The sequence below is a fragment of the [Clostridium] aminophilum DSM 10710 genome (genome assembly GCF_000711825.1).
In the GTDB taxonomy this organism is placed as follows: domain Bacteria; phylum Bacillota; class Clostridia; order Lachnospirales; family Lachnospiraceae; genus Clostridium_R; species Clostridium_R aminophilum.
In genome coordinates, this window is the sequence record NZ_JONJ01000008.1 from 116,396 (window position 1) to 142,747 (window position 26,352).

Here is a 26,352-nt window from a genome sequence, read left to right on the forward strand (position 1 = left end):
TCTTCCGGCATCCGGGAGGACAGTTCAAAGTGACTATCCTCTGTATCTGTGGTAGAATATCACAGAGTATGTCCGCTTGCGGACTTTGTTAACAGAAGCAGCAGAAGACACAGAAAAGGGAGGTCAGTCATGGACAGAGTGCTTCATACATTTGCCGTATGTGCATACGGAGATTCGCCGTATCTGGAACAGTGTATCCGTTCCCTGACGGGACAGACGGTCCGGAGTGAGATTATCATCTGTACGGCGACGCCCAGCGATTATATCCGCCGGATTGCGGAGAAATACGGCATTTCCCTCTGCGTCCGTGACGGAGAGCCGGGAATCCGCGAAGACTGGCAGTATGCCTGGGAAAAATCGGGCGGAACGCTGGTGACCATCGCGCACCAGGATGACATCTACCGCAGAACCTATACGGAGGAACTGATCCGCGCATACGGAAAATATCCGGATCTTTCCCTTTTCGCCAGCGATTATATGACGATAAAGATGAAGAACGGGAAAGCGGTGGACGACACGTTCAACGCAGTCTGGCTGGTGAAGAAGATTCTTCGCCTTCCGCTTCGCCTGCAGCTGATCTCCGACCGCACCTGGCTGAAACTGTCCGGTCTTGTCTTCGGCAATTCCATCTGCTGTCCGACCTGCACATACAACAAGGCGCTGATCGGAGACCGGAAAATGTTCCCGTCCGAGATGAAATTTGCCCTCGACTGGGACAATCTCGTCGATCTGTCATCGGCAGCAGGACGGTTCGTGATCACCGAAAAGCCGTTGCTTGCCTACCGCGTGCATGACGGCGCAGCGACATTCCGCTCCATGCAGGATGACGGAAGAAACAGGGAGGAAGAGGCGATGTTCCGGAAATTCTGGCCGGAGTCCATTGCGCTCTTTCTCATGAAACTCTACAAAAAAGCAGGAAATGAGTATAAATGAAATGACGATCGATGCCGTAATTCCGACCTACAAGCCGGATGATACGTTTTATGAGCTGATCCGGCGGCTGCTTGCGCAGAAATGCCCGCTTCACCGGATCATCGTGATGAATACCGGAGAGGAATTCTGGGACGAAGAGCGGATCGCGAAGGTTCTGGATGCCGCCGGCGTATCGGAAGCGATGCTGGAGGTGCATCACCTGAGACCGGAAGAATTCGACCACGGCGCGACCCGGTCGGCAGGAATCCGGTACAGCAGTGCGGATGCCGTTCTTTGCATGACACATGACGCCATCCCGGCGGACCGGGAACTCACGGAGCATCTCCTCCGGGCACTGACGCAGGAACCGGACATTGCGGCCGCATACGGCCGTCAGCTTCCGGCGAAGGACTGCCGTGTGATCGAGCGCTACACCAGAAGCTTCAATTATCCGGAGGAGAGCCGGATCAAATCGGAAAAAGACCTTCCGGAACTGGGGATCAAGACGTATTTCTGTTCCAATGTCTGTGCGGTCTACCGAAGAGACCTCTGGGAGAAACTCGGCGGTTTTACACAAAAAACGATCTTTAACGAGGATATGATCTTTGCGGCGGGAGCCGTGAAGGCGGGATACCGCATCGCCTATGCGGCAGATGCCCGCGTGATCCATTCTCACAACTATACATGTATGCAGCAGCTTCACCGGAACTTTGATCTCGGTGTGTCACAGGCGGACCACCCGGAAATCTTCGGCGGCGTGCCGTCGGAAGGAGAAGGCGTGAAAATGGTGAAGAAGACCGCAGACTGGCTGATTCACAGCGGCCATGCGGGACTTCTGCCGGAGCTTGTGCTGCAGAGCGGGTTCAAATATCTCGGCTATCGTCTCGGGAAAGCATACCGGGCGCTGCCGGAAAAGGCGGTCATGGCGCTTACCATGAACCGGAATTATTGGAAAGAGTAACTGGGGGAGCTATGTCTGATCTGCTGATAGTGATACCGGCCTACAATGAGGCCGACAACATTGAAAAAGTGGTCCGGCATCTGACGGAGGTGTGTCCGGACTATGATTACATCGTGGTCAATGACGGATCACAGGATGACACGGCGGAGATCTGCCGGAGAAATCATTTTCACCTCCTCGATCTGCCGGTGAATCTGGGACTGGCCGGCGGGTTTCAGGCCGGTCTCCGGTATGCGGAGAAGCACGGATACCGTTATGCGATCCAGATCGACGGAGACGGTCAGCACCGGCCGGAATTCATTGAATCCATGCGGAAAAAGATGGATGAGGGATATGATATCGTCATCGGGTCGCGCTTTGTGGACGCGGAAAAGCCGCGGACCATGCGGATGTTCGGATCGAATCTGATCGAGCTTGCGATCCGCCTCACGACGGGGATGCGGATCAAAGATCCCACCAGCGGAATGAGGCTTTTCAACCGGAAGATGATCTGCGAGTTTGCGAAGGGGCTGAACTACGGGCCGGAGCCGGATACGGTGTCCTATCTGATCCGGTGCGGAGCGAGAGTTGCGGAGGTCCCGGTGGTGATGGATGAACGGCAGGGCGGGGTGAGCTACCTCACACCGATCCGTTCGGCACGGTATATGTTCCGGATGCTGGTGTCCATCCTGCTGATCCAGAGTTTCCGCAGAAGAAAGGTGTAAGGGATTATGACGGCAACACTTCGAATCATTCTGGTATTGATTTCATGCGTTACGGCGTTCTGCATTGTCAGAAAGATCCGGCAGTCGTCTCTTCAGATCGAAGATTCGCTGTTCTGGATCTGTTTTGTTGCGATTCTGCTGATCTTCAGCATTTTTCCGCAGGTCCCGACGTTTCTGTCGGGGATTGTCGGGACGATGGCGCCGGTCAACTTTATCTATCTGCTGATCATTTTCCTTCTGATTGTTCAGCTGTTCCGTATGACGGTGCACCAGTCCCAGTTGGAGGCAAAGCTTAGAAGTCTCATTCAGGAGATCGCCATGGATCGGAATGAGCAGGAGAAGGCGGAGGAAAAACCGGAGGCGTTTTCCCGGACGTCGGCATCAGAATGCGGAGAGAACCGCGGGGGAAATGCGGAAAGTATGAAAAATGCGGAAAGTGCGGAGACAAAGCCCGGGCTTGAAGTCGACGGCCGATGATGCTAAAATGTGCAATGGTTTTGCACCGGAAAACAGGTTTGGGACAAAACCAAATGATTGGAGGATATGAAAATGGGACAGATTAAAGTAACCAGGTGCCCGATCGAGGGACTTTACGTGATTGAACCGACGGTTCACGGAGATGACCGCGGTTATTTCATGGAGACATACAATCAGAATGATATGCACGAGGCGGGCCTTGACATGGTGTTCGTTCAGGATAATCAGAGCATGTCCACTAAGGGCGTTCTGAGAGGCCTTCACTTCCAGAAGGAGTATCCGCAGGGAAAGCTTGTCCGCGTGATCCGCGGAAGCGTTTTTGACGTTGCGGTGGATCTCCGTCAGGGAAGCAAGACCTACGGCCAGTGGTACGGCGTGGAACTGACCGCGGAGAATAAGAAGCAGTTCTACATCTCGGAAGGTTTTGCCCACGGTTTTCTCGTTCTCTCCGATGTGGCGGAATTCTGCTATAAGGTAACGGATTTCTGGCATCAGGGAGATGAGTCCGGTCTTGCATGGAATGATCCGGAGATCAACATTCAGTGGCCGCATTTGACCGGCGAATACAAGGGCACCGCATCCGCAGAGGGATATGCGCTGGATGACGGAACCCCGCTCAACCTCAGCGACAAAGATCAGAAATGGGCCGGTCTGAAAGATACCTTTAAATTCAACATCTGATCGAAGGATACCATATGATTTCACTTTTTAAGCTTTTCCGGGATCTCTGGGAGAACAGGAAGATGGTCGCCGAGCTTGCAAAGGCGGATTTCCGCAAGCGGTTTGTCGGTTCCTATTTCGGCATTGTCTGGATGTTTGTCCAGCCGCTCGTCACCATCGCGATCTATGCCTTCATCTTCGGAGAACACGGAATGAAAAATGCCCCGCCGGTGCCGAATGCATCCTATGTCATCTGGCTGACGCCGGGCATGATCCCCTGGTTCTATTTCAGCGAGTCGCTGAATATGGGTACCGGGACACTGCAGGAATACAACTATCTGGTCAAGAAGGTCGTCTTTCAGGTCGAGCTTCTTCCGGTGATCAAGCTGGTCAGCTGTTTCATGGTTCACCTGTGCTTTATGGCGATTATGTTCGGTCTCTACCTCTTTGACGGGAGAATGCCGATGGCATCGTGGATCCAGGTGCTCTACTATGCCTTTGCGCTGTCCATGTTCACGCTGGCGCTCGTATATTTCACCTCGAGCATTCAGGTGTTCTTTAAGGACATGTCTCAGATCGTGTCGATTTGCCTTGCCTTCGGGATGTGGCTTACGCCGATCATGTACGACGAGGCCATCTTTACCAGCCGTCACGAGTGGATCGGAACGTTCTTTAAAATGAATCCGTTCTACTACATCGCGGCGGGATACCGCGATTCCATGCTCACTGGACACTGGTTCTGGGAGCGCCCGACGATGACGGTGTACTTCTGGGCGGTGACGCTGCTCCTGATGATCTTCGGACTTCGGAGCTTTAAAAAGCTGCGCCCGCATTTCTCGGATGTGCTGTAATGTCGGACGCGCTGCAAATGTAAAAATGGCAGATTTGAAAAAATCCCTTCTGCTTCCTGTTTTCACAGAGAGCGGAAGGGATTTTTGCGTATGTCAGGGGAACATTCTCCGGTTTTTCCGAAGGAAAAAAATGTTTCCCCACTTTTTTGGGACAAGCTTCCGGAAGGATTCCGTCACTCTTTATTTTCGGCTTCCAAAGCGTTTTCGCCATCGGCGCGGGAAGAATCCGCTGTCCGGATGAAGTCCATCCATTCGGCGATCTTCTTTTCATATCCGTTTCCGGAGGGCTCATAGAAGACTGTGCCGACCAGGTCGTCCGGAAGATACTGCTGCGTGACATAGTGGTTCGGGTAATCGTGGGCGTATTTGTATCCGATACCGTGCCCGAGTTTTCCGGAACTCTTGTAATGCGCGTCCTGAAGATGAGGCGGGATCGGACCGAGTTTCCCCTTTGCCACCGCGTTCTGTGCCGCGAAGATCGCATTGGTGGTCGAATTGCTCTTTGGCGCGGATGCGATATAGGCAGCCGCTTCCGCGAGGATCAGATTGGATTCCGGAAGCCCGACCCGTTCCGCCGCGAGAGAGGCGGAGACAGCGATGTTCAGGGCATTCGGATCCGCAAGCCCCACATCCTCGGCGGCGCAGATCATCATGCGGCGGGCGATGAATTTGATGTCTTCTCCGGCATAGAGCATCCGGGCGAGATAGTAGATTGCCGCATCCGGATCCGATCCGCGCATGCTCTTGATGAAGGCGGAGATGGTGTCATAGTGGCTGTCGCCGTTTTTGTCGTAGCGGACCGCCCGCTTCTGAATACACTGTTCCGCGACTTCGAGTGTGATGTGAATCTGGCCGTCACCGCTCTTTTCCGTGGTGAGCACGCCTAGTTCCAATGCGTTCAGCGCGGCCCGGGCGTCTCCGCCGGCCATATCGGCGAGAAAATCCGCGGCATCGTCCGCAAGGACTGCTCCGTAGCTTCCCATTCCCTTTTCGGCGTTCGTGACAGCCCGTTTCAGGAGGGTGACGATGTCCTCTTTTTTTAGCGGTTTCAGCTCAAAGATCCGCGAGCGGGATAAGAGAGCGCCGTTGACTTCAAAGTATGGATTCTCCGTGGTTGCGCCGATCAGCGTGATGGTTCCGTCCTCCACATAAGGGAGAAGGTAATCCTGCTGGCCCTTGTTGAAGCGGTGGATCTCGTCGATGAAGAGAATGGTGCGTTTCTGGTACATTCCCAGTTCATCCTTTGCCCGTCGGACCACCTCTTCCATGTCCTTTTTTCCGGCGGTGGTGGCATTGATCTGCTCAAACCGGGATTTTGTTGTGTGAGCGATGACCTGCGCGAGCGTCGTTTTCCCGGTGCCGGGCGGGCCGTAGAAGATGAGGGACCCGAGTTTGTCCGCCTTGATGGCGCGGTAGAGGAGCTTCCCCGGACCGATGATGTGCTGCTGACCGACGACTTCGTCGAGGATCTGCGGCCGCATGCGGGACGCCAGCGGGGCATCATTTTCCATCGTCTTCTGACTCATATAATCAAATAAGTTCATATCCATATGTTATCCTCGAAGACCGGATACGGGACAGCTCAATCTGCGCCCGTATCGGAGCTGTCAATTCGGTTTGACCGGTTACACTTCGCGGGATGTTTCGGAAACATATCCTGCATCCCGGATCAGGCGATCAGGGCGGTGATTCCCGAGTATACGAGAACAATGACGCCGAGCACGATCCGGTAGTATCCGAAGAAGCGGAAATCATGATTTTTGATGTAGCGCATCAGGAAACGGATCGAGAGGACCGAAACGATGAACGCGACAAACATGCCGACAATCAGATACAGGAACTCCGCGCCGGAGAACATATTTCCCTTGAGGAAAAACTTCAGAATCTTCAGACCGCTGGCACCGAACATGATCGGAATGCCGAGAAAGAAGGAAAATTCCGCGGAGAGTTCTCTCGAACAGCCGAGAAGCATGGCGCAGAGGATCGTAGCGCCGGAACGGGAGGTGCCCGGAATCATGGCAAGAATCTGGGAGCAGCCGATCAGCATGGCGGTCGTCAGAGGCATGCGGCTGATCCGGTCGATCGGAAATTCGGCGTCTTCATTGCGTTTTTCGAGAAGAAGGAAAAAGACGCCGTACAGGAGCAGCATGGAAGCGACGACGAAACCGTTCATCAGCTGATCCAGAATCTCGTCGAGAAAGACACCGACGATGGCCGCCGGCGCACAGGCACAGATGATCTTGATCCACAGCTGTAAGGTCAGACCTTTCTGCTTTTTCGTTTTCTTCGGTGAGAACGGATTCAGCCGGTGAAAATAGATCACACAGACGGCCAGGATTGCGCCGAGCTGAATGACAACCATGAACAGTTCCCGGAAAGGCGCGCTGACATTGAGCCGGATCAGGTCATCCACAAGAATCATATGTCCGGTGCTGCTGATGGGGAGCCATTCGGTAAAACCCTCGACAATGCCGAGGAGAAGGACTTTTAACATTTCAATCATCATAGGAACGGATTCTCCTTGCGGTTATTTCAGATGTTCTCAATCTGCCAGTCGATCGGCTCGATTCCGTGTGATTTCAGGAAATCATTGGCCCGGCTGAACGGGCGGCTTCCAAAGAAACCGCGGTAGGCGGACAGCGGGGACGGATGAGGTGACTCGATGATCAGATGATTCGGATTTGTCAGCATGGCCTTTTTCGCCTGAGCGGGACGTCCCCACAGAAGGAAGACCATCGGACGGTCCACCTCGTTCAAAACACGGATCGCCGCGTCGGTGAAGGTTTCCCAGCCGATGTTTTTGTGGGAATTGGCGCGGTGCGCCTGCACGGTGAGAACCGTGTTCAGAAGAAGGACACCCTGGTCCGCCCATTTTTTGAGATAACCGTTGTTCGGAATATCGCATCCGAGATCATCGTGAAGTTCCTGGTAAATGTTGACGAGAGACGGCGGAATCTGGATATTCGGCTTGACCGAAAATGAGAGTCCGTGCGCCTGTCCCGGCTCGTGATACGGATCCTGCCCCAGAATCACCACTTTTACGCTCGAAAGCGGGGTGAACTCGAAGGCGTTGAAAATGTCGCCGGCCGCCGGGTATACGGCTCCGGTCTCGTATGCTTTTTTGACGGTATAGTAAAGATTTTTGTAGTATGGCTTGGAAAACTCCGGTTTCAGCGGTTCCAGCCAGTCATTTTCGATCGCACCCATTGCGCACTCCTGATAAAAAAACAAATAACAAAACACTCTGCGGATTTAAAGCCGCATACTCCTATAATTGTAATCGAAATGAAACAATATTGCAAAAAAAATCACAGTTCACTTCTTTACATTGAGAAAGGAATGAATATAATAGAACATATGAATTCTTACTGGTGGAGCACCCGGCGGCATATATTTCACCTGGCGGCAGTACCGCATTGGTGAATGGCATGCGGAGGCATGAGGATTTGAGCCCGGTGCGTACCATGGAATCCGCATGTCCGGGAGTTTCCGGGCCCGGCGGATTTGCTTTCTTTATATCTTTTCGATGAATCTGACACAATCAGATGATTTTATGTTTTCTAAAACCAAATCCGGCATCGTTTCATAAAAATCCCTTTTGGGGCAGAGAGAACCGCTGTGACGGTGTAAGTGCCCTGTTTGATAAGTCCCGGCAATCGCCGCGGGATTCGGGGAGAGATGCGGATGATCGGGCGGAAAATCAGATATTTAAGACAATAAAGATAATGATTCAGTGACGGAACATGCCGCCCGACGGCGGCTCAGAAACAGGAGTACGGAGAATGGATGAAAAACTGAAAGATCTTTCCGTGATCGAATTGAGAAAACTGGCGAAGGACCGGGGAATTGCCGGCACCAGCGGACTCCGCAAGGCGGAATTGATCGAGAAGCTGACGGCGGACGGCGCTTTGGCCGCAGGAAAAACGGAATCTGTGCCGAAGACCGCAGAGCGCGCACCGAAGCGTGTTCCGGCGGCACCGGCCGGAAACGGCGCATCGGAGCCGGTACCGGAGAGAGAGCGCGCGGTGAACAGAGGCCGGGGTGACGCGGCGCAGAAGGGAAATGAACCGGATTCCCGGGAGAATGTTCCGGCCGCAAGACGCCCGGAACGGCGGGAATATGCGCCGAGAACCGGCGGCTCGCGCACCGTGACGAACCGTGTGAAGACGGGAGAGAACGGCAGGGTAAGACCGGATGGGAAAAACGCGCCGAACCGAAATACCCGGATCGTGCGCAATTCGAGAAATGAACGGACAGAGCGGAGCTATGAGAACCGGACTCCGGCGGCCCGGAATGAGACGGATGCGCCGGCAGAGCGGAGAACGGCGGAGATTCGTACCGCCGAGCCGGGAAATCCGGAGAACCGCATGGACAACCGCGTGGAGAACCGCATGGACAACCGCGTGGAGAACCGTCTGGATAACCGCCCGGAGAGCCGCATGGATAACCGCGCGGAGAACCGTCTGGATAATCGCGTAGAAAACCGTCCGGACAACCGCGCAGGTGAAGCGCGCATGACGGAGCAGAGAACACCGGAAAACCGCATGAACGATAACCGCACAATGGAGAGTTCCGGAGCGGGCCGCATGCAGGAGAACAAAGCGCCGGATTTCAACGAACTGGACAGCGGCGTGGAGGCGCACGGCATTCTGGAAGTCATGCAGGAGGGCTTTGGATTCATTCGATGCGAAAACTTTCTGCCGGGCGAAGATGATGTGTACGTGGCACCGTCCCAGATCCGACGCTTCGGACTCCGGACCGGTGATATGATCCGCGGAAGAAAGCGGGTAAAGAGCGCGACCGAGAAGTTCGGCGCACTGCTCTATATCAATGATGTCAACGGCTACCCGGCGGCGACATTGGCCAGAAGACCGAAGTTTGCCGACCTGACGCCGATCTTCCCGAATGAGCGCATCCGTCTGGAACGCCCGGACGAAGAGAACTCCGTGGCGCTGCGCGTGATGGATCTCTTAAGCCCCATCGGAAAGGGGCAGAGAGGTATGATCGTGTCTCCGCCGAAGGCCGGAAAAACCACCCTTCTGAAGCAGGTGGCCAAGAGCGTGACCGAGCAGTATCCGGAAATGCATCTGATCATTCTTCTGATCGATGAGCGGCCGGAGGAAGTTACCGATATGAAGGAGTCGGTGACCGGCTCTCAGGTGGAGGTAATCTATTCCACCTTCGATGAGCAGGCGGACAATCACCGGCGCGTATCCGAGATGGTAATCGAGAGAGCGAGAAGACTGGTGGAACACGGCCGCGATGTCATGATTCTTCTCGACAGTATCACGAGACTGACCAGGGCATACAACCAGACGGTACCGCCGAGCGGAAGAACCCTTTCGGGCGGTCTGGATCCGGCGGCGCTCTATATGCCGAAGCGGTTCTTCGGCGCAGCGAGAAATATCCGCGAGGGCGGAAGTCTCACGATTCTGGCGACCGCGCTGATCGATACCGGAAGCCGTATGGACGATGTGGTGTACGAGGAGTTCAAGGGAACCGGAAACATGGAGATCGTGCTGAACCGGAAACTCTCGGAAAAGCGCATTTTCCCGGCTATCGACATTCTGGCGACCGGAACGAGAAGAGACGATCTGCTTCTCACTCCGGGAGAGCAGGAGGCATCCGACATCATCCACCGCGCGACCAATTCGACGAGACCGGAAGACTCGGTGGAGAAGATTCTGGATCTGTTCGCGCACACCAAAAACAATCCGGAATTTGTGGCGCTGACAAGGCGCAGGAGAATGTTCTAAAACGCTTGCATTTTGGCATTTGCCATGATATACTATTCGAGCTGTTGTACTGAGCTGACATCAGCGGGCCTGATATCTGCGTGAGTTGTCTTACGGAAAAGGATGTGCAGGACCTGACAACAACGACTTAGGCGGTCGGAAATCGCACATATTTTCAAAATGAGGTGAAAGAAATGAGAGAAGGAATCCATCCAGAGTATCAGCAGGCTAAGGTAGTATGCAACTGCGGCAACGAGTTTACCGTAGGTTCCACAAAGCCGGAGATCCACGTCGAGATCTGCTCCAAGTGCCATCCGTTCTATACCGGACAGCAGAAGGCATCTTCCATCCGTGGACGTATCGATGCATTCAACCGTAAGTACGGAATCAAGAACGCATAATCAAAAGAATTGCCGGGGGGTTGAGTTCTCAGAACTCGGCCCCCTGTTTTTGTTTCATAGGAATTTCTCCGAAATTCCCTATGAAACAAAACGCTTCGCGAGGAATTGGCGATTGCCGCGAGGAATTGGCGACTGCCATGATAACGAGTGAAACTCGTGAAGCGTGTTTCGGCTCGTTCGCTTATCTTTTCAGCCATGGGGGGACTTCGAAAGAAGCATGACGGAAAGAAGAGGGGGAAAGTAAGGATATGAAATATTCAGGAATCGGAGGACAGGCGGTTCTCGAGGGCATCATGATGATGAACCGGAACACGTTCGCCGTTGCGGCCCGCCGGAGTGACGGCGGGATCGAAGTGAGAAAGGATACGTATCATTCGATGACGGAGAAGTCGAAACTTCTCCGGCTGCCGTTTGTCCGCGGCGTTTTCCGGTTCGCGGACTCCATGATTGTCGGCACGAGAGCGCTCAATTTTTCGGCAGAGGTCTATGGAATGGAAGAAGAGGAAGGGGAAGAAGAACCGTCCCGGTTTGAACAGTTTCTGGACCGCGTCTTCGGCGAGAAACTGGAAAAGATCATCATGGCGGCAGTCATGGTATTCTCCTTTGCGGCGGCGATCGGGATCTTTATGGTGCTTCCGCTCCTCCTTGCCGGCGTGTTCCGGAAGATGACGGAGTCGGAAACCCTGATCGCATTTCTGGAGGGACTGCTCCGCGTTCTGATCTTTGTGACGTATATAAAACTGGTCTCCCGTATGGAAGATATCCGGCGGACCTTCATGTACCATGGCGGTGAACACAAATGCATCAACTGCATCGAACACGGGCTTCCGCTGACCGTGGAAAATGTCCGCGCAAGCTCCAAGGAACACAAGCGCTGCGGCACAAGTTTTCTTCTGATTGTCATGATGATCAGCATTCTGGTGTTCATGGTGGTCCGGGTGGACGGGATCGCCGCGCGGATCATCAGCCGGATCGTGCTGGTGCCGGTCATCGCCGGAATCTCCTATGAGGTTCTGCAGGCCGCGGGACGAAGCAGTTCAAAGCTTTCCGATATCATTGCAAAGCCGGGACTCTGCATGCAGGCGCTGACCACGACGGAACCGGATGATTCCATGATCGAGGTTGCGATCGCGGCGACCGAGGCGGTCTTCGACTGGAGAGCATATCTCCGTGAAAATTTTCCGGACACGGTGATCCCGGAGAATATTTCCCGGCCGGAGATCCGCGTGACGGATGCGGCGGACGGACCGTGGAAGAGTGAAGCGGACGAAAAAGAGAGCGGTCCGACAGAGCAGGAAGGAGATATACGGCTTTGATCCTGAAACGAGAAGAAAACGGACCGGTCTGGAGAGAGATTCTGAATGACGGAATCGCGATTCTGGAAGCAGCCGGGGTTCCGGACGCGGATCATGATGCGTTTGAACTCCTGTCCGCGGCGTTCGGCGTCAGCCGGACACATTTTTATCTGGATGCGGACCGGCCGGTGCGGGGCGAACTTTTGGCAAAATGCGGCAGCACGTACCGGGAGAACCTGAAAAAACGCGCGGAGCGGATTCCACTTCAGCAGATTCTGGGCAGTACCTGGTTTATGGGACTGGAATTTGCGGTCAATGAGCATGTGCTCTGTCCGAGACCGGACACCGAGACGCTGGTGGAAGCGGTTCTCGCGGATGTGCCGGATCCCGATGCCGGCATTCTGGATCTCTGTACCGGATCCGGCTGCATTGCCATCAGCCTTGCGTACCACGGGAAATACCGGAAGGTCGAGGCGGTGGATATCTCGAGAGACGCGCTGAACATCGCGCGGACAAACGCGAAGAAGATCCTTTCCGTACAGAAGGGAATACTGACGAGCCGGGTGCGGAATATCGCGGCCGATCCGCTGGAGATGCATCTCACGGGGCTTTTCTCCAAAAATGGAGGAAAGGCAAATCTCTCCGCAGGCGGAGCGACGGAAGAACGGGAATTCATTCTCCGGGAGGGGGACCTCTTCGGCGCGGTACCGGACGGCGAAAAATACCGCGTGATTGTCAGCAATCCGCCGTATATTCCGACGGCAGACTGTGAGACGCTGATGCCCGAGGTGAGAGACCACGAGCCGAGGATCGCGCTGGACGGTGATGCGGACGGACTCCGGTTTTACCGGATTCTCGCGGAAAAAGCCGCAGGCTGTCTGGAGCGCGGCGGAAGAGTGTATTATGAGATCGGCTTCGATCAGGCGGAAAGCGTGTCCGGACTTCTGGAGAAGGCCGGATATTCCGACATCCGAGTGCTGAAAGACCTTGGCGGACTTGACCGTGTCGTGACCGCAGAGTATAGTTAATTTCGCAGGAAATCAGGGGGACAGATCCTGAGAAAACTGCGATGAAGAGGAAAATTCCGGCGTCCGGTCGGTGGAAGACTGTGCCGTCTGTGGAGCGGCTGTACCTGTGAAGACAGCCGCAGCATCGATGGGAACGCGGAAGGATGATATTGAGGAGGAAATGGATGTTTGACAGACTGGACGATCTCGTAAAGCGTTACGAAGAGCTGATGAAACTGATCTCCAGCCCGGATGCAGCCATGGATCCGCAGCGGTTTCAGAAACTGATGAAGGATCAGGCCGATCTGGCACCGATCGTGGATACTTACCGGGAATACAGACAGGCCTGTGAGGATGAGGCGGCGAGCCTTCAGATCCTTGAGGAAGAAAAAGACGAAGAGATGCGTGAGATGGCGAAGGAGGAACTTTCCGACGCCAGAGAGCGCACGGAGAGACTTGCCGGAGAACTGAAGATCCTGCTTTTGCCGAAGGACCCGAACGACGAGAGAAATGTCATCGTAGAGATCCGTGCCGGCGCCGGCGGCGATGAGGCGGCGCTGTTTGCCGCGGAACTCTACCGCATGTATATCCATTATGCGGACAGCCGCGGATGGAAATCCGAGATGGTGAACCTCAGCGAGAACGGACTTGGCGGCTTTAAAGAAGTGGATTTCATGATCCGGGGTAAGGGCGCCTATTCCCGCCTGCGCTATGAGAGCGGCGTGCACCGCGTGCAGCGCGTTCCGGTGACCGAGTCCGGCGGACGGATTCACACATCCACCGCGACGGTGGCAATCATGCCGGAGGCGGAGGAAGTCGATGTCAGAATCGACGAGAAGGATATCCGGATCGACGTGATGCGAGCATCCGGAAACGGCGGACAGTGTGTCAATACCACGGATTCCGCGGTCAGACTGACGCATTTCCCGACCGGAATCGTGATCTACAGCCAGACGGAGAAGTCACAGATTCAGAACCGCGCGAAGGCATTTGCGCTTCTGCGCTCCAAACTCTATGATCTGGAACTGCAGAAAAAGCAGAGCGAGGAGGCGGCGAACCGCCGCAGCCAGATCGGAACGGGAGACCGCTCGGAGAAGATCCGCACCTACAATTTCCCGCAGGGAAGAATCACGGATCACCGGATCAAGAAAACCATTTACAAGATCGATCAGTTTATGAACGGTGATCTGGATGAGATTCTGGACAGCCTGATCGCAGCGGATCAGGCGGAAAAGCTTGCGCAGATGAATTCGGAATCGGTGTGACGGACAGAGGATGTTCCGGAAAACACCGGGGCAACATCCGGACATCCGCTTTGAACGTCCGTGCGATGAGCATAAGATAAGCTGAGATAAGAAAGAATCCGATTGGATGTGAAAACCGCACCGGCTGAGAATGACCGGTGAAGATACGGAGGAAAAACGATGGAAGCTACGCAGCGACGCGACAAGATCAACTATTATCTGGATCTTGCCGAGATGGTTCTGCAGAGAGGAACCTGCCTCAGAAGGCTTTACGGCGCCGTGATTGTGAACGAGGATGAAGTTGTCTCGACCGGATATGTCGGTGCGCCGCGCGGCAGGGCCAACTGCACGGATATCGGAACCTGTATGCGCGAAAAACTGCATGTCCCCCGCGGACAGCGCTATGAGATCTGCCGGAGTGTTCATGCCGAGGCGAATGCGATTATCTCCGCACCGCGAAATCGCATGCTGGGCGCGGCGCTCTATCTCTGCGGAAAAGATGCGAAAACAGGCGAGTATATCCGTGAGTCAAACAGCTGCAGCATGTGCAAGCGCATGATCATCAATGCCGGCATTGAAAAAGTGTATATTCGCGATTCCAAGGACCAGTACCGCGTTGTGGACGTGGAAAAAGACTGGGTTCAGAACGATGAGACCGTGGACGGCGAATTCGGATATTAAGATTTGGAAATGAGGAAATGACATGAAGTTTTTTGTGACGGGAGTCGGCGGCCAGCTCGGCCACGATGTAATGAATGAACTTGCTTCAAGAGGATACGAGGGCGTTGGAAGCGACATTGCGCCGGAATACTCCGGGATCGCGGATGGCAGCGCGGTGACGAAGATGCCGTATGTGCCGGTGGATATTACGGACCGCGCGGCGGTGGAGAAGGCCATTGCGGATGTGAAGCCGGATGTGATTGTTCACTGTGCGGCATGGACCGCCGTGGATCTCGCAGAGGATGAGGACAAGAAGGCGAAGGTTCAGGCCATCAATGTGGACGGCACAAAGAACATCGCTGAGGCGGCAAAGAAGACCGGAAGCAAGATGATCTACATTTCCACCGACTATGTATTCAACGGCCAGGGCACCGAGCCGTGGGATCCGGACTGCAGAGATTACGCACCGCTCAACGAATACGGAAAGTCCAAGCTTGGCGGAGAGCTCGCCGTGAGCCAGACGCTGGAGCGCTATTTCATCGTCCGAATCGCATGGGTATTCGGCCTGAACGGCAAGAATTTCATTAAGACCATGCTGAATGTCGGAAAGACTCATGACGAGGTCCGCGTTGTCAACGATCAGATCGGAACACCGACCTACACCCTTGATCTCTCCCGACTTCTGGTGGATATGGCAGAGACGGAAAAGTACGGCTATTATCACGCGACCAATGAGGGCGGATATATTTCCTGGTATGATTTCACCTGTGAGATCTACCGTCAGGCCGGCATGGCTACCCGGGTGACACCGGTTACCACGGCGGAGTACGGTCTGTCCAAGGCAGCGCGTCCGTTCAACAGCCGTCTTGACCGATCCAAACTGGTGAGAGAAGGATTTACACCGCTTCCGGACTGGAAGGATGCGCTGAAGCGCTATCTGGAACAGATCGGAGAGCTGGGATAACAGAAGATATTCTGCTCAGATTCGGAAAAATCAGAGCGGCAGGATCCGTTTGAACGCGGACGTTCACAATTTCATTGGCGGATCAGATACGGGGGCGGATCAATCCTGCCCGTGTGTGATCCCGGAGGAGAAAAAAATGGGTAAGTATTTTGGTACGGATGGATTTCGGGGTGAGGCCAATGTCACACTGACCGTGGACAAGGCCTTCCAGGTCGGCCGTTTTCTCGGCTGGTATTACGGACAGCAGGCGCGCGGCGAGGTTTGCCGCATTGTCATCGGCAAGGATACCAGACGGAGCAGTTATATGTTTGAATATGCACTGGTGGCAGGACTGACTGCATCCGGCGCGGACGCATATCTTCTTCATGTCACGACGACGCCGAGCGTGTCCTATGTGGTCCGCACCGAACAGTTCGACTGCGGAATCATGATCTCCGCAAGCCACAATCCGTACTACGATAACGGAATCAAGGTGATCAACGGCAGCGGCGAAAAGCTGGAGGAGTCCGTGATCGGGAAGATCGAGGCGTATCTCGACGGCGAGTCCGGCGAGATCCCGCTGGCGGAGCGCGACCGCATCGGCCGTACGGTCGACTATGCGGCGGGCAGAAACCGTTACATCGGATATCTGATCTCTCTGGCAACCCGTTCCTTCAAGGGAAAGCGAGTTGCCCTCGACTGCTCCAACGGAAGCGCGTTCTCGGTTGCAAAGAATGTGTTTGATGCCCTCGGCGCAGAGACCTATGCGATCAATGATCAGCCGGACGGCTTCAACATCAACACCGACTGCGGTTCCACACACATCGAAGGACTGCAGAAATACGTCGTGGAACATCACATGGACGTCGGTTTCGCCTACGATGGCGATGCGGACCGCTGTCTTGCGGTGGATGAGAACGGCGAAGTGGTGGACGGAGACCGCATCCTCTATGTTTGCGGCAAGTATATGAAAGAAAACGGAATGCTCGTGGGCAATACCATTGTGACCACGGTCATGTCCAACTTCGGTCTGTACAAGGCGCTGGACCGCGAAGGCATCCGTTATGAGAAGACGGCGGTCGGCGACAAGTATGTCTACGAGAATATGTCGAAGAACGGTTATGTCCTCGGCGGCGAGCAGTCCGGCCACATCATTTTCAGCAAGTATGAGACCACCGGCGACGGTATCGTGACAAGTCTGAAGGTGATGGAGGCGATGCTCGAGAAGAAGGAAACTCTTGGAAAAATGGCGTCGGAAGTCACCATTTACCCGCAGGTTCTGAAAAATGTCCGCGTGAAGGACAAAAATGAGGCGCAGGCGGATCCGGAAGTGCAGAAGGCAGTGGAAAATGTGACCGAGGCTCTCGGCGACACCGGAAGAATCCTTCTTCGTCCCAGCGGCACCGAGCCGGTGATCCGCGTCATGGTCGAGGCGGAGACGGACGAGATCTGCCATATGCATGTTGACCGTGTGATCAGGGTGCTGGAAGAACGCGGACTGACCATCGAATAAGATCGGGATGCAACACGCTCTGCGAGTTTCGAGCGTTTGGCGGCAGTCGTCGGGGGCTCACCGGGGTGTGGGCTTTGGCGAGTTAGCTGTATAAATAAATCGGGTAGGGGAGAGTGTATCTTCCCTACCCGTTGTATCAATGGAAGAGGTTGGATTATGGGAGAAATACTGATTCAGGCGGATGTTGACAAGATCGAGGCGGAGATCCGTCACCGCGAGCTGGAAGTCCGTCCGCAGATTCTTCAGGAAGTGAAAGAGGCGAGAGCCCAGGGAGATCTGAGCGAGAATTTCGAGTATCATGCCGCAAAACAGGCGAGAGGTAAGAACGAGGGACGGATCAAATATCTGAAGAACGTTCTGAAATTCGCCAAAGTGATCTCAGATGAATCCAAACCGGACGAGGTCGGCATGAACGACACGGTTACCGTCTACAATCTCGACGAAGAGGAAGACGAGACCTACCGCATTGTGACCAGTATCCGCGCCAATGCGCTCAAGCATCTCGTCTCCATCGGTTCTCCGATCGGAAGTGCGCTGTTAGGCCACAAAGTCGGTGATACCGTGACCGTTCATGTTCACTCGAAGGACAACGTGGGCAGAGAACACATTTACGATTATGATGTGGAGATCACAAAGATCGAAAAGACGGGAAATCTTCCGACGGATGAGATCGGCACCTACTAAACACTTGAAAAATCACAGAAAAGAAGTTTGAAAGGAGATATTCGGACTTCATGGGCGGATCAGACGGAAACTCCGGTTCTTCGGGCGCTTTCCGGATCCGGGAGGAAAAAGTATGGAAAAAGGACCGGCTGAAATTGCGGGATTTCCGGTCAGACTCTATCTGATCATTCTGGCGCTGACGGTGGCTGCGATGTATACCGGCGCGCTCCCGTCGGGAATGGTGGGCGGCATGATCGCCCTGATGGTTTTCGGCGAGGCGTTCAATTACATCGGAAATCATGTTCCGGTTGTGCGGACGTATCTCGGAGGATCCGTCATCTGCATTCTCGGCGCGGCAGTGGTCCGCGCGTGCGGTCTGATTCCGGATTCGTCGCTGGCCGTCATGGATGAGTTTGTCAACCGTCAGGGATTTCTGGTGTTTTATATCGCAGCCCTGATCACGGGAAGTCTCTTTAATATTGACCGGGGGCTTCTTCTCCGGGCGACGGTAAAGATTCTTCCGACCGCAGTGACCGCCATTGCGGCCGGCATGGCGGCAGTATGTGTTTTGGGGCTCTTTCTCGGCAATTCGTTTCTGGAGAGTCTGCTCTATATCGGCATTCCGATGACGAGCGGCGGCATGACGGCAGGGGCGGTTCCGCTCTCGGCGATGTATGCGCAGGCGACCGGCGCGGATGCGGGACAGATTCTCACCCGGATTGCTCCGGCGACAGTTCTCGGCAATGTCATCGCGATCATCTATGGTGCGCTTGCGGACCGGCTTGGGAAAAAGCATCCGGAGCTTTCCGGCGGAGGCAATCTGGTCAATGACGGAAAACCGGTTCCGGAGAGACCGCCGATGAAACCGACCTTTCAGAACCTTCTGACCGGACTGCTCATTGCACTGGCATTTTACCAGCTCGGCGCGGTGCTTCATCGGTTTGTGGCCATCATTCCGACCTACGCCTGGATGATCATTCTGGTGGTTCTTGTCAAGGGAACCGGTCTTCTGAGCGAGAAGATTGAGGATGCGGCCCGGGAGTGGGGGCAGTTTGCGATCAAAGCGTGGACTGCGGCGGCGCTCACCGGCATCGGTTTTACGCTCATTGATCTGAAGACCATTCTCTCCACGATCACTCCACTCTATCTGGTGATCATTATTCTGGTGGAGACAGTGATTACATTCACCGCAGCCATCGTCGGAAAAATGGTGGGATTTTATCCGATCGAATCCGCGATTGCCGCCGGCATGTGCACGACGAATATGGGCGGTTCAGGCAATGTCGCCGTTCTCAGCAGTTCCAACCGCATGGATCTTCTTCCGTTTGCGCAGATCGTAACCCGGTCCTGCGGCGCGCTTATGCTGACGATCGGCGGAGTGCTCATTCAGATGATGCCGTGAGGATCCGAAGAAACGGAGAAGAGAACGATTCACGCGGAACCGGTGGGATGACCGCCAGGTTTCTCTGCGAATATAACGGGTCGAAATACGCCTCGCAAGTTTCGAGCGTTTTGCGGCAGTCGCCAGGGCCACACCGGGGTGTGGGCTTTGGCGAGTCAGCCGCACAAATAAAAGACCGCAGGTACCCTTCATTCCGGAAGGGCGCCTGCGGTCTTTGTGTACCGCCGCCGGTCACCGCGCAGTGATATCTGCCTGCCGATGAACGGCGTGCGCAGTCGGCGGCGAGGTTGTCTATGCGTGTTCACGACGGGGCGTGATCTGCAGTTCTTCGATACATTTGGTGGTTGTATTCGGGAGCGGGGTGGCGACCCGGACATTCAGGCCGTAGCCGCGGAGAAAGGCGGCGTATCGGAGAAGCCGGACATGCGCGGCGGTAAAATCGGAATTATTCTCTTTGGCTTCGCCGTCCTGGAACGATGCGCTCGCGTGGATTGCATATTCGCTGGCGGCATTTTCGAGGGTGAACTGATGCGTGTTCATCATGACAAAATCCACCAGACAGACATTCCGGACCCCGTGTTCGATCAGAAGCGTCCCGAACTGTTTGGCATCAAACAGCGTGTCGTTGACACCCTTGATGAGGGAGATACGGACTTCATAGAGCTGATCCATCATCAGGGCCGCGTCCAGATTGGCCAGAATGGTGTGCGTGGACACACCGGTATAGCGGATGTGTTTTTTCTCATCGTAGTGTTTGAGATCGATGGAGACGGAATCAGCCCACCGCGCAAGCGTTGTGAACGGGAGCGAGTGAAGGAAACCGGTCGTATAGACAGAAGTGTGGAGATTCATTTCCCGGCACTTCTTCAGGACTTCCACGGTGAAGAGCACCTGATTGTCAGTGTTGACATTCTGGAAGCTGATTTCCCCGCCGCGATGGTATTCCTCCTGATGGGAGCGGATCATCGCGAGGATCTCTTCGGAATCAATCATCTCTTCGGCAAAGCTGAGACGGCGCGTCGGACAGTTGTCAACGCAGGTAAGACAGAGACAGCACTTGGAGGCGTCGAAGACAAAACGGTCTTTCTGGAATTCGATCGCTCCGGTCGGACACATCTGCTCACACAGACCGCAATACAGGCAATTCTTATTATCCCAGAGGATAGAAGTCGGTTTTGCGGGAGCGGGGCGGCTGCACCACGAGCAGCGAAGCGGACACCCATGGAAGGATATAATGGTATTCAGACCGCCGTTGGGCAGCGGAACGGAGAGAATCCGGAAAATATTTGCCTGCATGTCTACCTCGGAAACAGAATAATGTTTATGAAAACGTAAAAACCAGTAAAAAATCTTAAATGTGGCTCATTATGTGGAACGTTTTAGGAAAGCCACGCAGTGATTCTATTATGGGGAAATTGCAAAGTCAAGGCCGCTTCGCCTTTTTGGGGATAATGACCGTTTTCACCCTGCGCATGTTCATTTTTTTGTCATGGATTTCATGCTGAAAACAGGTTGCACGGGACGATTAAAAAGATTATTATTTTACTTACGGGCCTGAAAAGACCCGATATTATAAATATGTAGTGTTTAATCCGCCGACCGGGAAAATGATCCGTATGAAAATGTATTCGGATCGGATGCGGAGCGGATTTAAGGGAGAATAATGTCTAATTACAGCGAGCGCAGGGATTCATCAGAGAGAAATTACAGACATGCAGGATCGGAAGGAAGAGCCGGAAACGGAACGAGAAGAACCTCGAACGGAGAGGCGAGAGGATCAAGGTCTTCGGGACGGTCATCGTCAAGAAACGGGGCCGGAATGAACCATTCCGCCCGGAATTATGAGCGCAGGACATCCGGTGAGTATTACCGCGGCACAAGAGGCGGCTCCGGAAGAAGATCCGGCGGTAGAAAGGGACGCAGAAACGACAGAGGTATTTTCATTCTGGCAGGTGTTCTGGCGGCCCTCATCATTGTGGCCATCGCCATCGCGGCAGTCAAAGGGCACGGAGGCGGTGAGACGTCGGAGACCAGCGCGGAAGAGACCATTTCCAAAGAAAAGATGGCGGTGGATGTGCTCGTCGATTATTCCGCGATCAAGGGAAGCGGCGACAATGCGGTTCTCAACCTGAAGGGACTGGACCGTGAAACGGCCGGAAAGAAGCTGAAAGAGACCTACAGCTGGTCCATGAAGGTTCTGAACACAAACCCGGATCTGGACAACTTCAAGATGCCGACCATTTCCCGCAAGGCGGAGGCCGAAAAGGAGACCGGCGCGGATTCGGAGGGTACCGTTTACGAGGTTGAGGTCGATGACCCGCTGGCAAATGTTACCATCATGCCGGAGAAGGAGCAGTTTGAGGTTCCGGATGTGATCGGAGAGGAGATCGATCTTCTTCTCGATAAAATCTATGAGGAAAAACTCGGCATCCGGATCAACCGCACGACCGATGCGGCTCTTGCAACCGCAGAAATGCAGAGCGGTGCGGAGACTGCCGCACAGAAAGCGGACTACACACTGGAACTTCCGGAGTTCAATAAGCTGGCCGGGGAATATGCCTCCCAGCTGGCGGTGATCTGGGAAGACAAGCCGAAGAACGGAGACATTGCCTCTCTGGACAAAGAGACCGGCAAATGGGTATTCGGCGGATTTGAGGACGGATACCGGTTCAACAGCGACAAGATTGCCGAAAAACTCGCGAAAGCGATGAAGGACGGCGATTATTCCGCGGAGATCCGGGCGGACGGAGAGGTGGTTTCCGGATCGGCCGCTTCCTCCAAGGATAAGTATAAGACCATGGCGACATTCACAACGCACACCACGGCCAATGAAGTCCGCAACAAGAATGTCAAACTGGCTGCGCAGGCTATTGACGGAACCGTGCTCAGACCGGGTGAGGAATTCTCGTTCAACACGACGGTCGGCGAGCGGACCGAGGCAAAGGGCTTCGGCGCGGCAGGCGCGTATAACAACGGTGAGGTTGTTCAGGAGATCGGAGGCGGTGTATGCCAGGTTTCCTCGACTCTCTTCAACGCGGTATTCCGCGCAGGTCTCACCACAACCTACCGGAGATCGCATACCTTTGAACCGAGCTATGTAACACCTGGTATGGATGCGACCGTTTCCTGGGGCGGACCGGATTACCGGTTTGTCAACAATTCCGATCACGCAATCGGTATCCGCGCATCCTATTCTGACCGCACCTGCACGGTGTCCATCTATGGAGTGCCGGTTCTGGAAGACGGGGAGAAATGGTCTCTTGAGTCCAAAAAGGTCAAGGATCTTCCGATGGCGGAGCCGCAGGAGATCACAACCGGAACACCGACCAAGGGCACGGCAGGAAGTGTCTGGGAAGTATATAAAGTAGTGACCAAAGACGGAAAAGAGTCTTCCCGCAAGCTGGATCATACAACCAACTATAAAGGTCATACTCCGACGTTCCTGAAGGGAACCGGAGAGTCTTCGTCTGAGAGTGAGTCAGCTGAAAATGCGTCCGGAGCATCCGGTGAGTCCGCAGAGCCGACGGCACCGGGACCGGGCGCGGAGACCGCGTCCGCACCTGCTGCGCACTCGACCGAGAGCGAGCATAAGTCAACGGCAGCGGCGACCACGGAGGCGGAGGCGCAGGCGCAGCATCCGGCGGCTGAAACGACCACTCATGCAGTGGTTCAGCATGCCGGCGCGCCGACCGCGGCGAACTGATCGGCTGGAGACAGCATTGAAATACGAAGTGCAATATGCTTCGCGGGTTACGTCATGTTATCACATGCTATCGTGGTAGTCGCCGGGGTCTCGCGCAAACGTGGCCGATGGCTTGCTGCTCGCACAATAAGAAAAAAAGAAAAAAGAAAAAGCCCCGGGTCTTCGGTGATGTCCGAAGCCCCGGGGCTTTTCGCTAAGATGAAAATTATCTCTTGTTGGAGTTTCTCCAGATGCCCATCTTCTCAGCATCCTTGATCAGCTGATCGCGGAACTGCGGATGTGCAATGCTGATGAGACGCTCGGCTCTCTGCCACATGGAGCAGCCCTTCAGGTTGACCATGCCGTACTCGGTTACCACATACATGGTAGCGGTTCTCGGATCGGTAGCGGTCGCGCCTTCTGCCAGTGTCGGACGGATACGGGACTGCAGTTCGCCGCCCTTCGGCTGGAAGGTGGAGGACATGCAGATGAAGCTCTTTCCGCCCTTGGACATATACGCGCCCATGACGAAGTCAAGCTGGCCGCCGGTTCCGGAGATCTGATGGAAGCCGTTCGACTCGGCGTTGACCTGACCGAAGAGGTCGATGTCAACCGCATTGTTGATGGAAATGAAGTTGTCGAGCTGAGCGACAACATACGGATCGTTGGTGTAGTTGACACAGGAACTCATGCAGCCCGGGTTGTGATCCAGGAAATCATAGAGCTTCTTTGTGCCGGCACCGAACGCGTAAGCCTGACGGCCCTTGTCGATGTTCTTTTTGGCACCGGTGATTTTTCCGGCATTGTAAATATCGACAAATGCGTCAACATACATTTCGGTGTGAACGCCGAGGTCCTTCAGATCGGACTCTGCGATCATGGCGCCGACGGTATTCGGCATTCCGCCGATGCCGAGCTGCAGGCAGGCACCGTTCGGAATCTCCGGAACGATGAGGTTTGCCACTGCGCGGTCCACATCGGTCGGCTCTCCGCCACCTCCGAGTTCTGCGATGGCCGGGTTTTCGCCTTCCACGATCATATCGACGTCGGAGATGTGAATCTCGGACTCGGTTCCGCCGAAGCAGTACGGCATGTTGGTGTTGACCTCAACGATGACCTTTTTTGCGGTCTCGCATACAGCAGCCAGATGGGAAGCATTCGGACCGAAGTTGAAGTAGCCGTGCTCATCCATCGGAGCAACCTGGAATACGGCGACATCCGGTGTCGGTACATTTCCGTCACGGTAGTATCTCGGGAGTTCGCAGTAGCGGATCGGAGCATAGTAAGCGTAGCCTGCCTTGACCGCCTTTCTCTCGATGCCGCTCAGATGCCAGGAGTTCCAGGTCAGATGCTCACCCGGATTCTCGATCTTGAAGATCTCCGGTACCCAGCAGAGGATACCGCCGCGGAAGTTCACATCGTGAAGTTCCGGCAGTCTCTTTGCAATTTCACGGTCTACTGCCACCGGAGTTCCGGTTGTCCATCCGTAATCTACCCAGTCACCGGATTTTACAACAGAAGCAGCCTGTTCGGCAGAAACCAGCTTTTCCTGGTACATTTTCTGAAAATCCATTCTGTTCACCTTGTCTTTCTTTTATTATAGTAGGCAAATTATTATAGATAGCCTGTTCAAGTGTAACATCGTGAAAAAACATTGTCAATTAAACACAAAGACAGGGAAAGAAACCGACATAATAAATTGTAAAATAACTATAATAATCTGCCGAATGCTTTGACACGTTTTATGCATTGCGATATAATGAGGAAGCTATGATGAATAAGTGTCGATTCCGGTAGGGGATCGGCGGACGTATCTTAAGGAGGATTCTACACTATGGCAAAGAAAGTCGTAATTGCAAGCGCTTGCCGTACAGCAGTTGGTAAGATGGGCGGTGCGCTCAGCACAGTACCGGCAGCAGAACTTGGTGCTGTTGTTATCAAGGAGGCACTCAACCGTGCAGGCGTAAAACCGGAGATGGTTGACGAAGTTCTTATGGGTTGCGTAATCCAGGCAGGTCAGGGCCAGAACGTTGCAAGACAGGCAACACTGAAGGCTGGACTTCCGATCGAGGTTCCGGCAGTTACCATCAACGTTGTTTGCGGTTCCGGTCTTAACTGTGTAAATATGGCAGCAGACATGATCCTTGCTGGCGATGCTGATATCGTCGTTGCAGGTGGTATGGAGAGCATGTCTCTTGCACCGTTCGCGCTGATGAAGGCTCGTTTCGGTTACAGAATGAACAATGGTGTTCTGGTAGATACCATGATCAAGGATGCTCTTTGGGATGCATTTAACGATTATCACATGATCCGCACAGCAGACAACGTTGCTGCAAAGTGGAACCTCACACGTGAAGAGCTTGACGAGTTCGCAGTAAAGAGCCAGAACAAGGCTGAGGCTGCTCAGGCTGCAGGTGCATTCAAGAAGGAGATCGTTCCGGTTGAGGTTAAGGGCAAGAAGGGCGCTGTTACGGTAGTAGATACCGATGAAGGCATCCGCGTAGGCTGCACATACGATTCTGTTGCAAAGCTTAAGCCGATCAACGCAGACGGCGTTACCACTGCTGGAAATGCATCCGGTATCAACGACGGTGCAGCAGCAGTTGTTGTCATGAGCGAGGAGAAGGCAAAAGAGCTCGGAATCAAGCCGATGGCAACATGGGTAGGCGGTGCGCTTGCAGGCGTTGACCCGACCATCATGGGTATCGGTCCGGTTGCTGCAACAAAGAAAGTTCTTGCAAAGACAGGCCTTAAGGTATCTGATCTTGATGTATACGAGGCAAATGAAGCATTTGCTGCACAGTCCGTTGCAGTAGGCAAGGAGCTCGGTTTTGATCTTGAGAAGCTGAACCCGAACGGCGGTGCAATCGCAATCGGCCATCCGGTTGGTGCTTCCGGCTGCCGTATCCTTGTTACACTTCTTCACGAGATGGAAGCTAAGGATCTGAAGAGAGGCCTTGCTACTCTGTGCATCGGCGGTGGCATGGGATGCGCTACAATCGTAGAGCGCGACTAATATAATTCGGTGCAGGTTCTGCAGAGTATCGCGGAACCTGCCCTTTCTGCTTTATGGGGCTTTAACACAGTAAAGCATTTTTACGGGACGGGGTTCTGTCATCCGGATCAGTCCGGGAACGGCGGAATGCATGTTCCGGCAAGGCAGAATCCGTAGGTTTCTGAATTTTGGTAAACCTTGTGAGGTATGATCGGATTCGGAGCCGACATGTATGGTATGGCGATAG

Annotated in this window: 23 protein-coding genes; 18 read left to right on the forward strand and 5 right to left on the reverse strand. The window is 54.3% G+C overall.

Annotation, left to right across the window (positions count from 1 at the left end; translation table 11 throughout):
* Nucleotides 1-129 precede the first annotated feature (129 nt).
* The 6 genes from BR86_RS0107090 to BR86_RS0107115 all read left to right on the forward strand — a co-directional run bounded on the left by BR86_RS0107090 (nt 130) and on the right by BR86_RS0107115 (nt 4,565).
* Entirely contained in the window at nt 130-933 is an 804-nt protein-coding gene (locus BR86_RS0107090; protein WP_031472523.1) for a glycosyltransferase family A protein, read from the forward strand.
* Nucleotides 920-1,873, forward strand: a complete 954-nt coding sequence (locus tag BR86_RS0107095; RefSeq protein WP_031472525.1) for a glycosyltransferase family 2 protein — start codon at nt 920-922, stop codon at nt 1,871-1,873. The genes BR86_RS0107090 and BR86_RS0107095 overlap by 14 nt, the downstream gene beginning before the upstream one ends.
* Before the next feature lie 11 nt (nt 1,874-1,884).
* Nucleotides 1,885-2,577 (forward strand): glycosyltransferase family 2 protein, encoded by a 693-nt coding sequence (locus BR86_RS0107100; RefSeq protein WP_031472527.1) that lies wholly within the window; start codon nt 1,885-1,887, stop codon nt 2,575-2,577.
* A 6-nt stretch (nt 2,578-2,583) separates the two neighbouring features.
* On the forward strand, nt 2,584-3,054 hold the full coding sequence (locus BR86_RS0107105) for a DUF2304 domain-containing protein (protein WP_075034450.1): 471 nt from the start codon (nt 2,584-2,586) through the stop codon (nt 3,052-3,054).
* A 72-nt stretch (nt 3,055-3,126) separates the two neighbouring features.
* Nucleotides 3,127-3,735 (forward strand): dTDP-4-dehydrorhamnose 3,5-epimerase, encoded by a 609-nt coding sequence (gene rfbC, locus BR86_RS0107110; RefSeq protein WP_031472531.1) that lies wholly within the window; start codon nt 3,127-3,129, stop codon nt 3,733-3,735.
* Between the two features lie 14 nt (nt 3,736-3,749).
* Nucleotides 3,750-4,565, forward strand: coding sequence for an ABC transporter permease (locus tag BR86_RS0107115; RefSeq protein ID WP_031472533.1), 816 nt, complete (start codon nt 3,750-3,752; stop codon nt 4,563-4,565).
* Between the two features lie 173 nt (nt 4,566-4,738).
* Here BR86_RS0107115 and BR86_RS0107120 read toward each other — a convergent pair whose 3' ends face one another.
* The 3 genes from BR86_RS0107120 to BR86_RS0107130 form a co-directional block, all read right to left on the reverse strand.
* Complete coding sequence (locus tag BR86_RS0107120; protein WP_031472535.1) at nt 4,739-6,109, reverse strand: replication-associated recombination protein A; 1,371 nt, start codon at nt 6,107-6,109, stop codon at nt 4,739-4,741.
* Between the two features lie 125 nt (nt 6,110-6,234).
* Nucleotides 6,235-7,068, reverse strand: coding sequence for an undecaprenyl-diphosphate phosphatase (locus tag BR86_RS0107125; RefSeq protein WP_031472537.1), 834 nt, complete (start codon nt 7,066-7,068; stop codon nt 6,235-6,237).
* Between the two features lie 29 nt (nt 7,069-7,097).
* Entirely contained in the window at nt 7,098-7,772 is a 675-nt protein-coding gene (locus BR86_RS0107130) for a uracil-DNA glycosylase (protein ID WP_031472539.1), read from the reverse strand.
* 575 nt (nt 7,773-8,347) lie between these two features.
* Here BR86_RS0107130 and rho point away from each other — a divergent pair.
* From rho to BR86_RS0107190, 10 genes are all read left to right on the forward strand, one after another.
* On the forward strand, nt 8,348-10,321 hold the full coding sequence (gene rho / locus BR86_RS0107135; protein WP_031472541.1) for a transcription termination factor Rho: 1,974 nt from the start codon (nt 8,348-8,350) through the stop codon (nt 10,319-10,321).
* A 173-nt stretch (nt 10,322-10,494) separates the two neighbouring features.
* Nucleotides 10,495-10,701 carry a 50S ribosomal protein L31 gene (gene rpmE, locus BR86_RS0107140; protein WP_031472543.1) on the forward strand — a complete coding sequence of 69 codons (207 nt, stop codon included), beginning with the start codon at nt 10,495-10,497 and terminating at the stop codon, nt 10,699-10,701.
* Between the two features lie 248 nt (nt 10,702-10,949).
* Nucleotides 10,950-12,017 (forward strand): DUF1385 domain-containing protein, encoded by a 1,068-nt coding sequence (locus tag BR86_RS0107145; protein WP_081844177.1) that lies wholly within the window; start codon nt 10,950-10,952, stop codon nt 12,015-12,017.
* Entirely contained in the window at nt 12,014-13,024 is a 1,011-nt protein-coding gene (locus BR86_RS0107150; RefSeq protein ID WP_051684657.1) for a N5-glutamine methyltransferase family protein, read from the forward strand. Before BR86_RS0107145 ends, BR86_RS0107150 begins: the two co-directional genes overlap by 4 nt.
* A 164-nt stretch (nt 13,025-13,188) precedes the next feature.
* Complete coding sequence (gene prfA / locus BR86_RS0107160; RefSeq protein WP_031472549.1) at nt 13,189-14,268, forward strand: peptide chain release factor 1; 1,080 nt, start codon at nt 13,189-13,191, stop codon at nt 14,266-14,268.
* A 159-nt stretch (nt 14,269-14,427) separates the two neighbouring features.
* Nucleotides 14,428-14,928, forward strand: a complete 501-nt coding sequence (locus BR86_RS0107165) for a deoxycytidylate deaminase (protein WP_031472551.1) — start codon at nt 14,428-14,430, stop codon at nt 14,926-14,928.
* A gap of 22 nt (nt 14,929-14,950) precedes the next feature.
* A complete protein-coding gene (gene rfbD, locus BR86_RS0107170; RefSeq protein WP_031472553.1) occupies nt 14,951-15,871 on the forward strand; it encodes a dTDP-4-dehydrorhamnose reductase in 921 nt (306 codons plus the stop codon).
* Nucleotides 15,872-16,007: 136 nt separating this feature from the next.
* Nucleotides 16,008-17,363 carry a phosphoglucosamine mutase gene (gene glmM, locus BR86_RS0107175; protein WP_031472555.1) on the forward strand — a complete coding sequence of 452 codons (1,356 nt, stop codon included), beginning with the start codon at nt 16,008-16,010 and terminating at the stop codon, nt 17,361-17,363.
* A 156-nt stretch (nt 17,364-17,519) separates the two neighbouring features.
* Nucleotides 17,520-18,047: a transcription elongation factor GreA gene (gene greA, locus BR86_RS0107180; RefSeq protein ID WP_031472557.1), complete on the forward strand. Its 528-nt coding sequence runs from the start codon at nt 17,520-17,522 to the stop codon at nt 18,045-18,047.
* Nucleotides 18,048-18,159: 112 nt separating this feature from the next.
* Nucleotides 18,160-19,428, forward strand: coding sequence for a 2-hydroxycarboxylate transporter family protein (locus BR86_RS0107190; protein ID WP_031472559.1), 1,269 nt, complete (start codon nt 18,160-18,162; stop codon nt 19,426-19,428).
* A gap of 291 nt (nt 19,429-19,719) precedes the next feature.
* On the opposite strand, the gene BR86_RS0107195 is transcribed toward BR86_RS0107190, so the two are convergent.
* Nucleotides 19,720-20,724, reverse strand: coding sequence for a 4Fe-4S binding protein (locus tag BR86_RS0107195; RefSeq protein WP_075034451.1), 1,005 nt, complete (start codon nt 20,722-20,724; stop codon nt 19,720-19,722).
* A gap of 367 nt (nt 20,725-21,091) precedes the next feature.
* Between BR86_RS0107195 and BR86_RS0107205 the strand changes: the two genes are divergently transcribed.
* Nucleotides 21,092-23,131, forward strand: coding sequence for a VanW family protein (locus tag BR86_RS0107205; RefSeq protein ID WP_051684658.1), 2,040 nt, complete (start codon nt 21,092-21,094; stop codon nt 23,129-23,131).
* Nucleotides 23,132-23,336: 205 nt separating this feature from the next.
* On the opposite strand, the gene BR86_RS0107210 is transcribed toward BR86_RS0107205, so the two are convergent.
* Complete coding sequence (locus BR86_RS0107210) at nt 23,337-24,683, reverse strand: butyryl-CoA:acetate CoA-transferase (RefSeq protein WP_031472565.1); 1,347 nt, start codon at nt 24,681-24,683, stop codon at nt 23,337-23,339.
* A 261-nt stretch (nt 24,684-24,944) separates the two neighbouring features.
* Between BR86_RS0107210 and BR86_RS0107215 the strand changes: the two genes are divergently transcribed.
* Nucleotides 24,945-26,126, forward strand: a complete 1,182-nt coding sequence (locus BR86_RS0107215; RefSeq protein ID WP_031472567.1) for an acetyl-CoA C-acetyltransferase — start codon at nt 24,945-24,947, stop codon at nt 26,124-26,126.
* The last annotated feature ends 226 nt before the right edge of the window (nt 26,127-26,352 follow it).

What these genes read in the sequence shown, in the direction of transcription:
- BR86_RS0107100 (WP_031472527.1), top strand. Translation starts at nt 1,885, where the DNA reads ATGTCTGATCTGCTGATAGTGATACCGGCCTACAATGAGGCCGACAAC.
- BR86_RS0107205 (WP_051684658.1), top strand. Translation starts at nt 21,092, where the DNA reads ATGTCTAATTACAGCGAGCGCAGGGATTCATCAGAGAGAAATTACAGA.
- BR86_RS0107195 (WP_075034451.1), bottom strand. Translation starts at nt 20,724, where the DNA reads ATGCAGGCAAATATTTTCCGGATTCTCTCCGTTCCGCTGCCCAACGGC.
- glmM (WP_031472555.1), top strand. Translation starts at nt 16,008, where the DNA reads ATGGGTAAGTATTTTGGTACGGATGGATTTCGGGGTGAGGCCAATGTC.
- BR86_RS0107145 (WP_081844177.1), top strand. Translation starts at nt 10,950, where the DNA reads ATGAAATATTCAGGAATCGGAGGACAGGCGGTTCTCGAGGGCATCATG.
- rfbC (WP_031472531.1), top strand. Translation starts at nt 3,127, where the DNA reads ATGGGACAGATTAAAGTAACCAGGTGCCCGATCGAGGGACTTTACGTG.
- BR86_RS0107210 (WP_031472565.1), bottom strand. Translation starts at nt 24,683, where the DNA reads ATGGATTTTCAGAAAATGTACCAGGAAAAGCTGGTTTCTGCCGAACAG.
- BR86_RS0107125 (WP_031472537.1), bottom strand. Translation starts at nt 7,068, where the DNA reads ATGATTGAAATGTTAAAAGTCCTTCTCCTCGGCATTGTCGAGGGTTTT.
- prfA (WP_031472549.1), top strand. Translation starts at nt 13,189, where the DNA reads ATGTTTGACAGACTGGACGATCTCGTAAAGCGTTACGAAGAGCTGATG.
- BR86_RS0107090 (WP_031472523.1), top strand. Translation starts at nt 130, where the DNA reads ATGGACAGAGTGCTTCATACATTTGCCGTATGTGCATACGGAGATTCG.
- rfbD (WP_031472553.1), top strand. Translation starts at nt 14,951, where the DNA reads ATGAAGTTTTTTGTGACGGGAGTCGGCGGCCAGCTCGGCCACGATGTA.
- rpmE (WP_031472543.1), top strand. Translation starts at nt 10,495, where the DNA reads ATGAGAGAAGGAATCCATCCAGAGTATCAGCAGGCTAAGGTAGTATGC.
- BR86_RS0107095 (WP_031472525.1), top strand. Translation starts at nt 920, where the DNA reads ATGAGTATAAATGAAATGACGATCGATGCCGTAATTCCGACCTACAAG.
- BR86_RS0107215 (WP_031472567.1), top strand. Translation starts at nt 24,945, where the DNA reads ATGGCAAAGAAAGTCGTAATTGCAAGCGCTTGCCGTACAGCAGTTGGT.
- rho (WP_031472541.1), top strand. Translation starts at nt 8,348, where the DNA reads ATGGATGAAAAACTGAAAGATCTTTCCGTGATCGAATTGAGAAAACTG.
- BR86_RS0107115 (WP_031472533.1), top strand. Translation starts at nt 3,750, where the DNA reads ATGATTTCACTTTTTAAGCTTTTCCGGGATCTCTGGGAGAACAGGAAG.
- BR86_RS0107130 (WP_031472539.1), bottom strand. Translation starts at nt 7,772, where the DNA reads ATGGGTGCGATCGAAAATGACTGGCTGGAACCGCTGAAACCGGAGTTT.
- BR86_RS0107120 (WP_031472535.1), bottom strand. Translation starts at nt 6,109, where the DNA reads ATGAACTTATTTGATTATATGAGTCAGAAGACGATGGAAAATGATGCC.
- BR86_RS0107105 (WP_075034450.1), top strand. Translation starts at nt 2,584, where the DNA reads ATGACGGCAACACTTCGAATCATTCTGGTATTGATTTCATGCGTTACG.
- BR86_RS0107190 (WP_031472559.1), top strand. Translation starts at nt 18,160, where the DNA reads ATGGAAAAAGGACCGGCTGAAATTGCGGGATTTCCGGTCAGACTCTAT.
- greA (WP_031472557.1), top strand. Translation starts at nt 17,520, where the DNA reads ATGGGAGAAATACTGATTCAGGCGGATGTTGACAAGATCGAGGCGGAG.
- BR86_RS0107165 (WP_031472551.1), top strand. Translation starts at nt 14,428, where the DNA reads ATGGAAGCTACGCAGCGACGCGACAAGATCAACTATTATCTGGATCTT.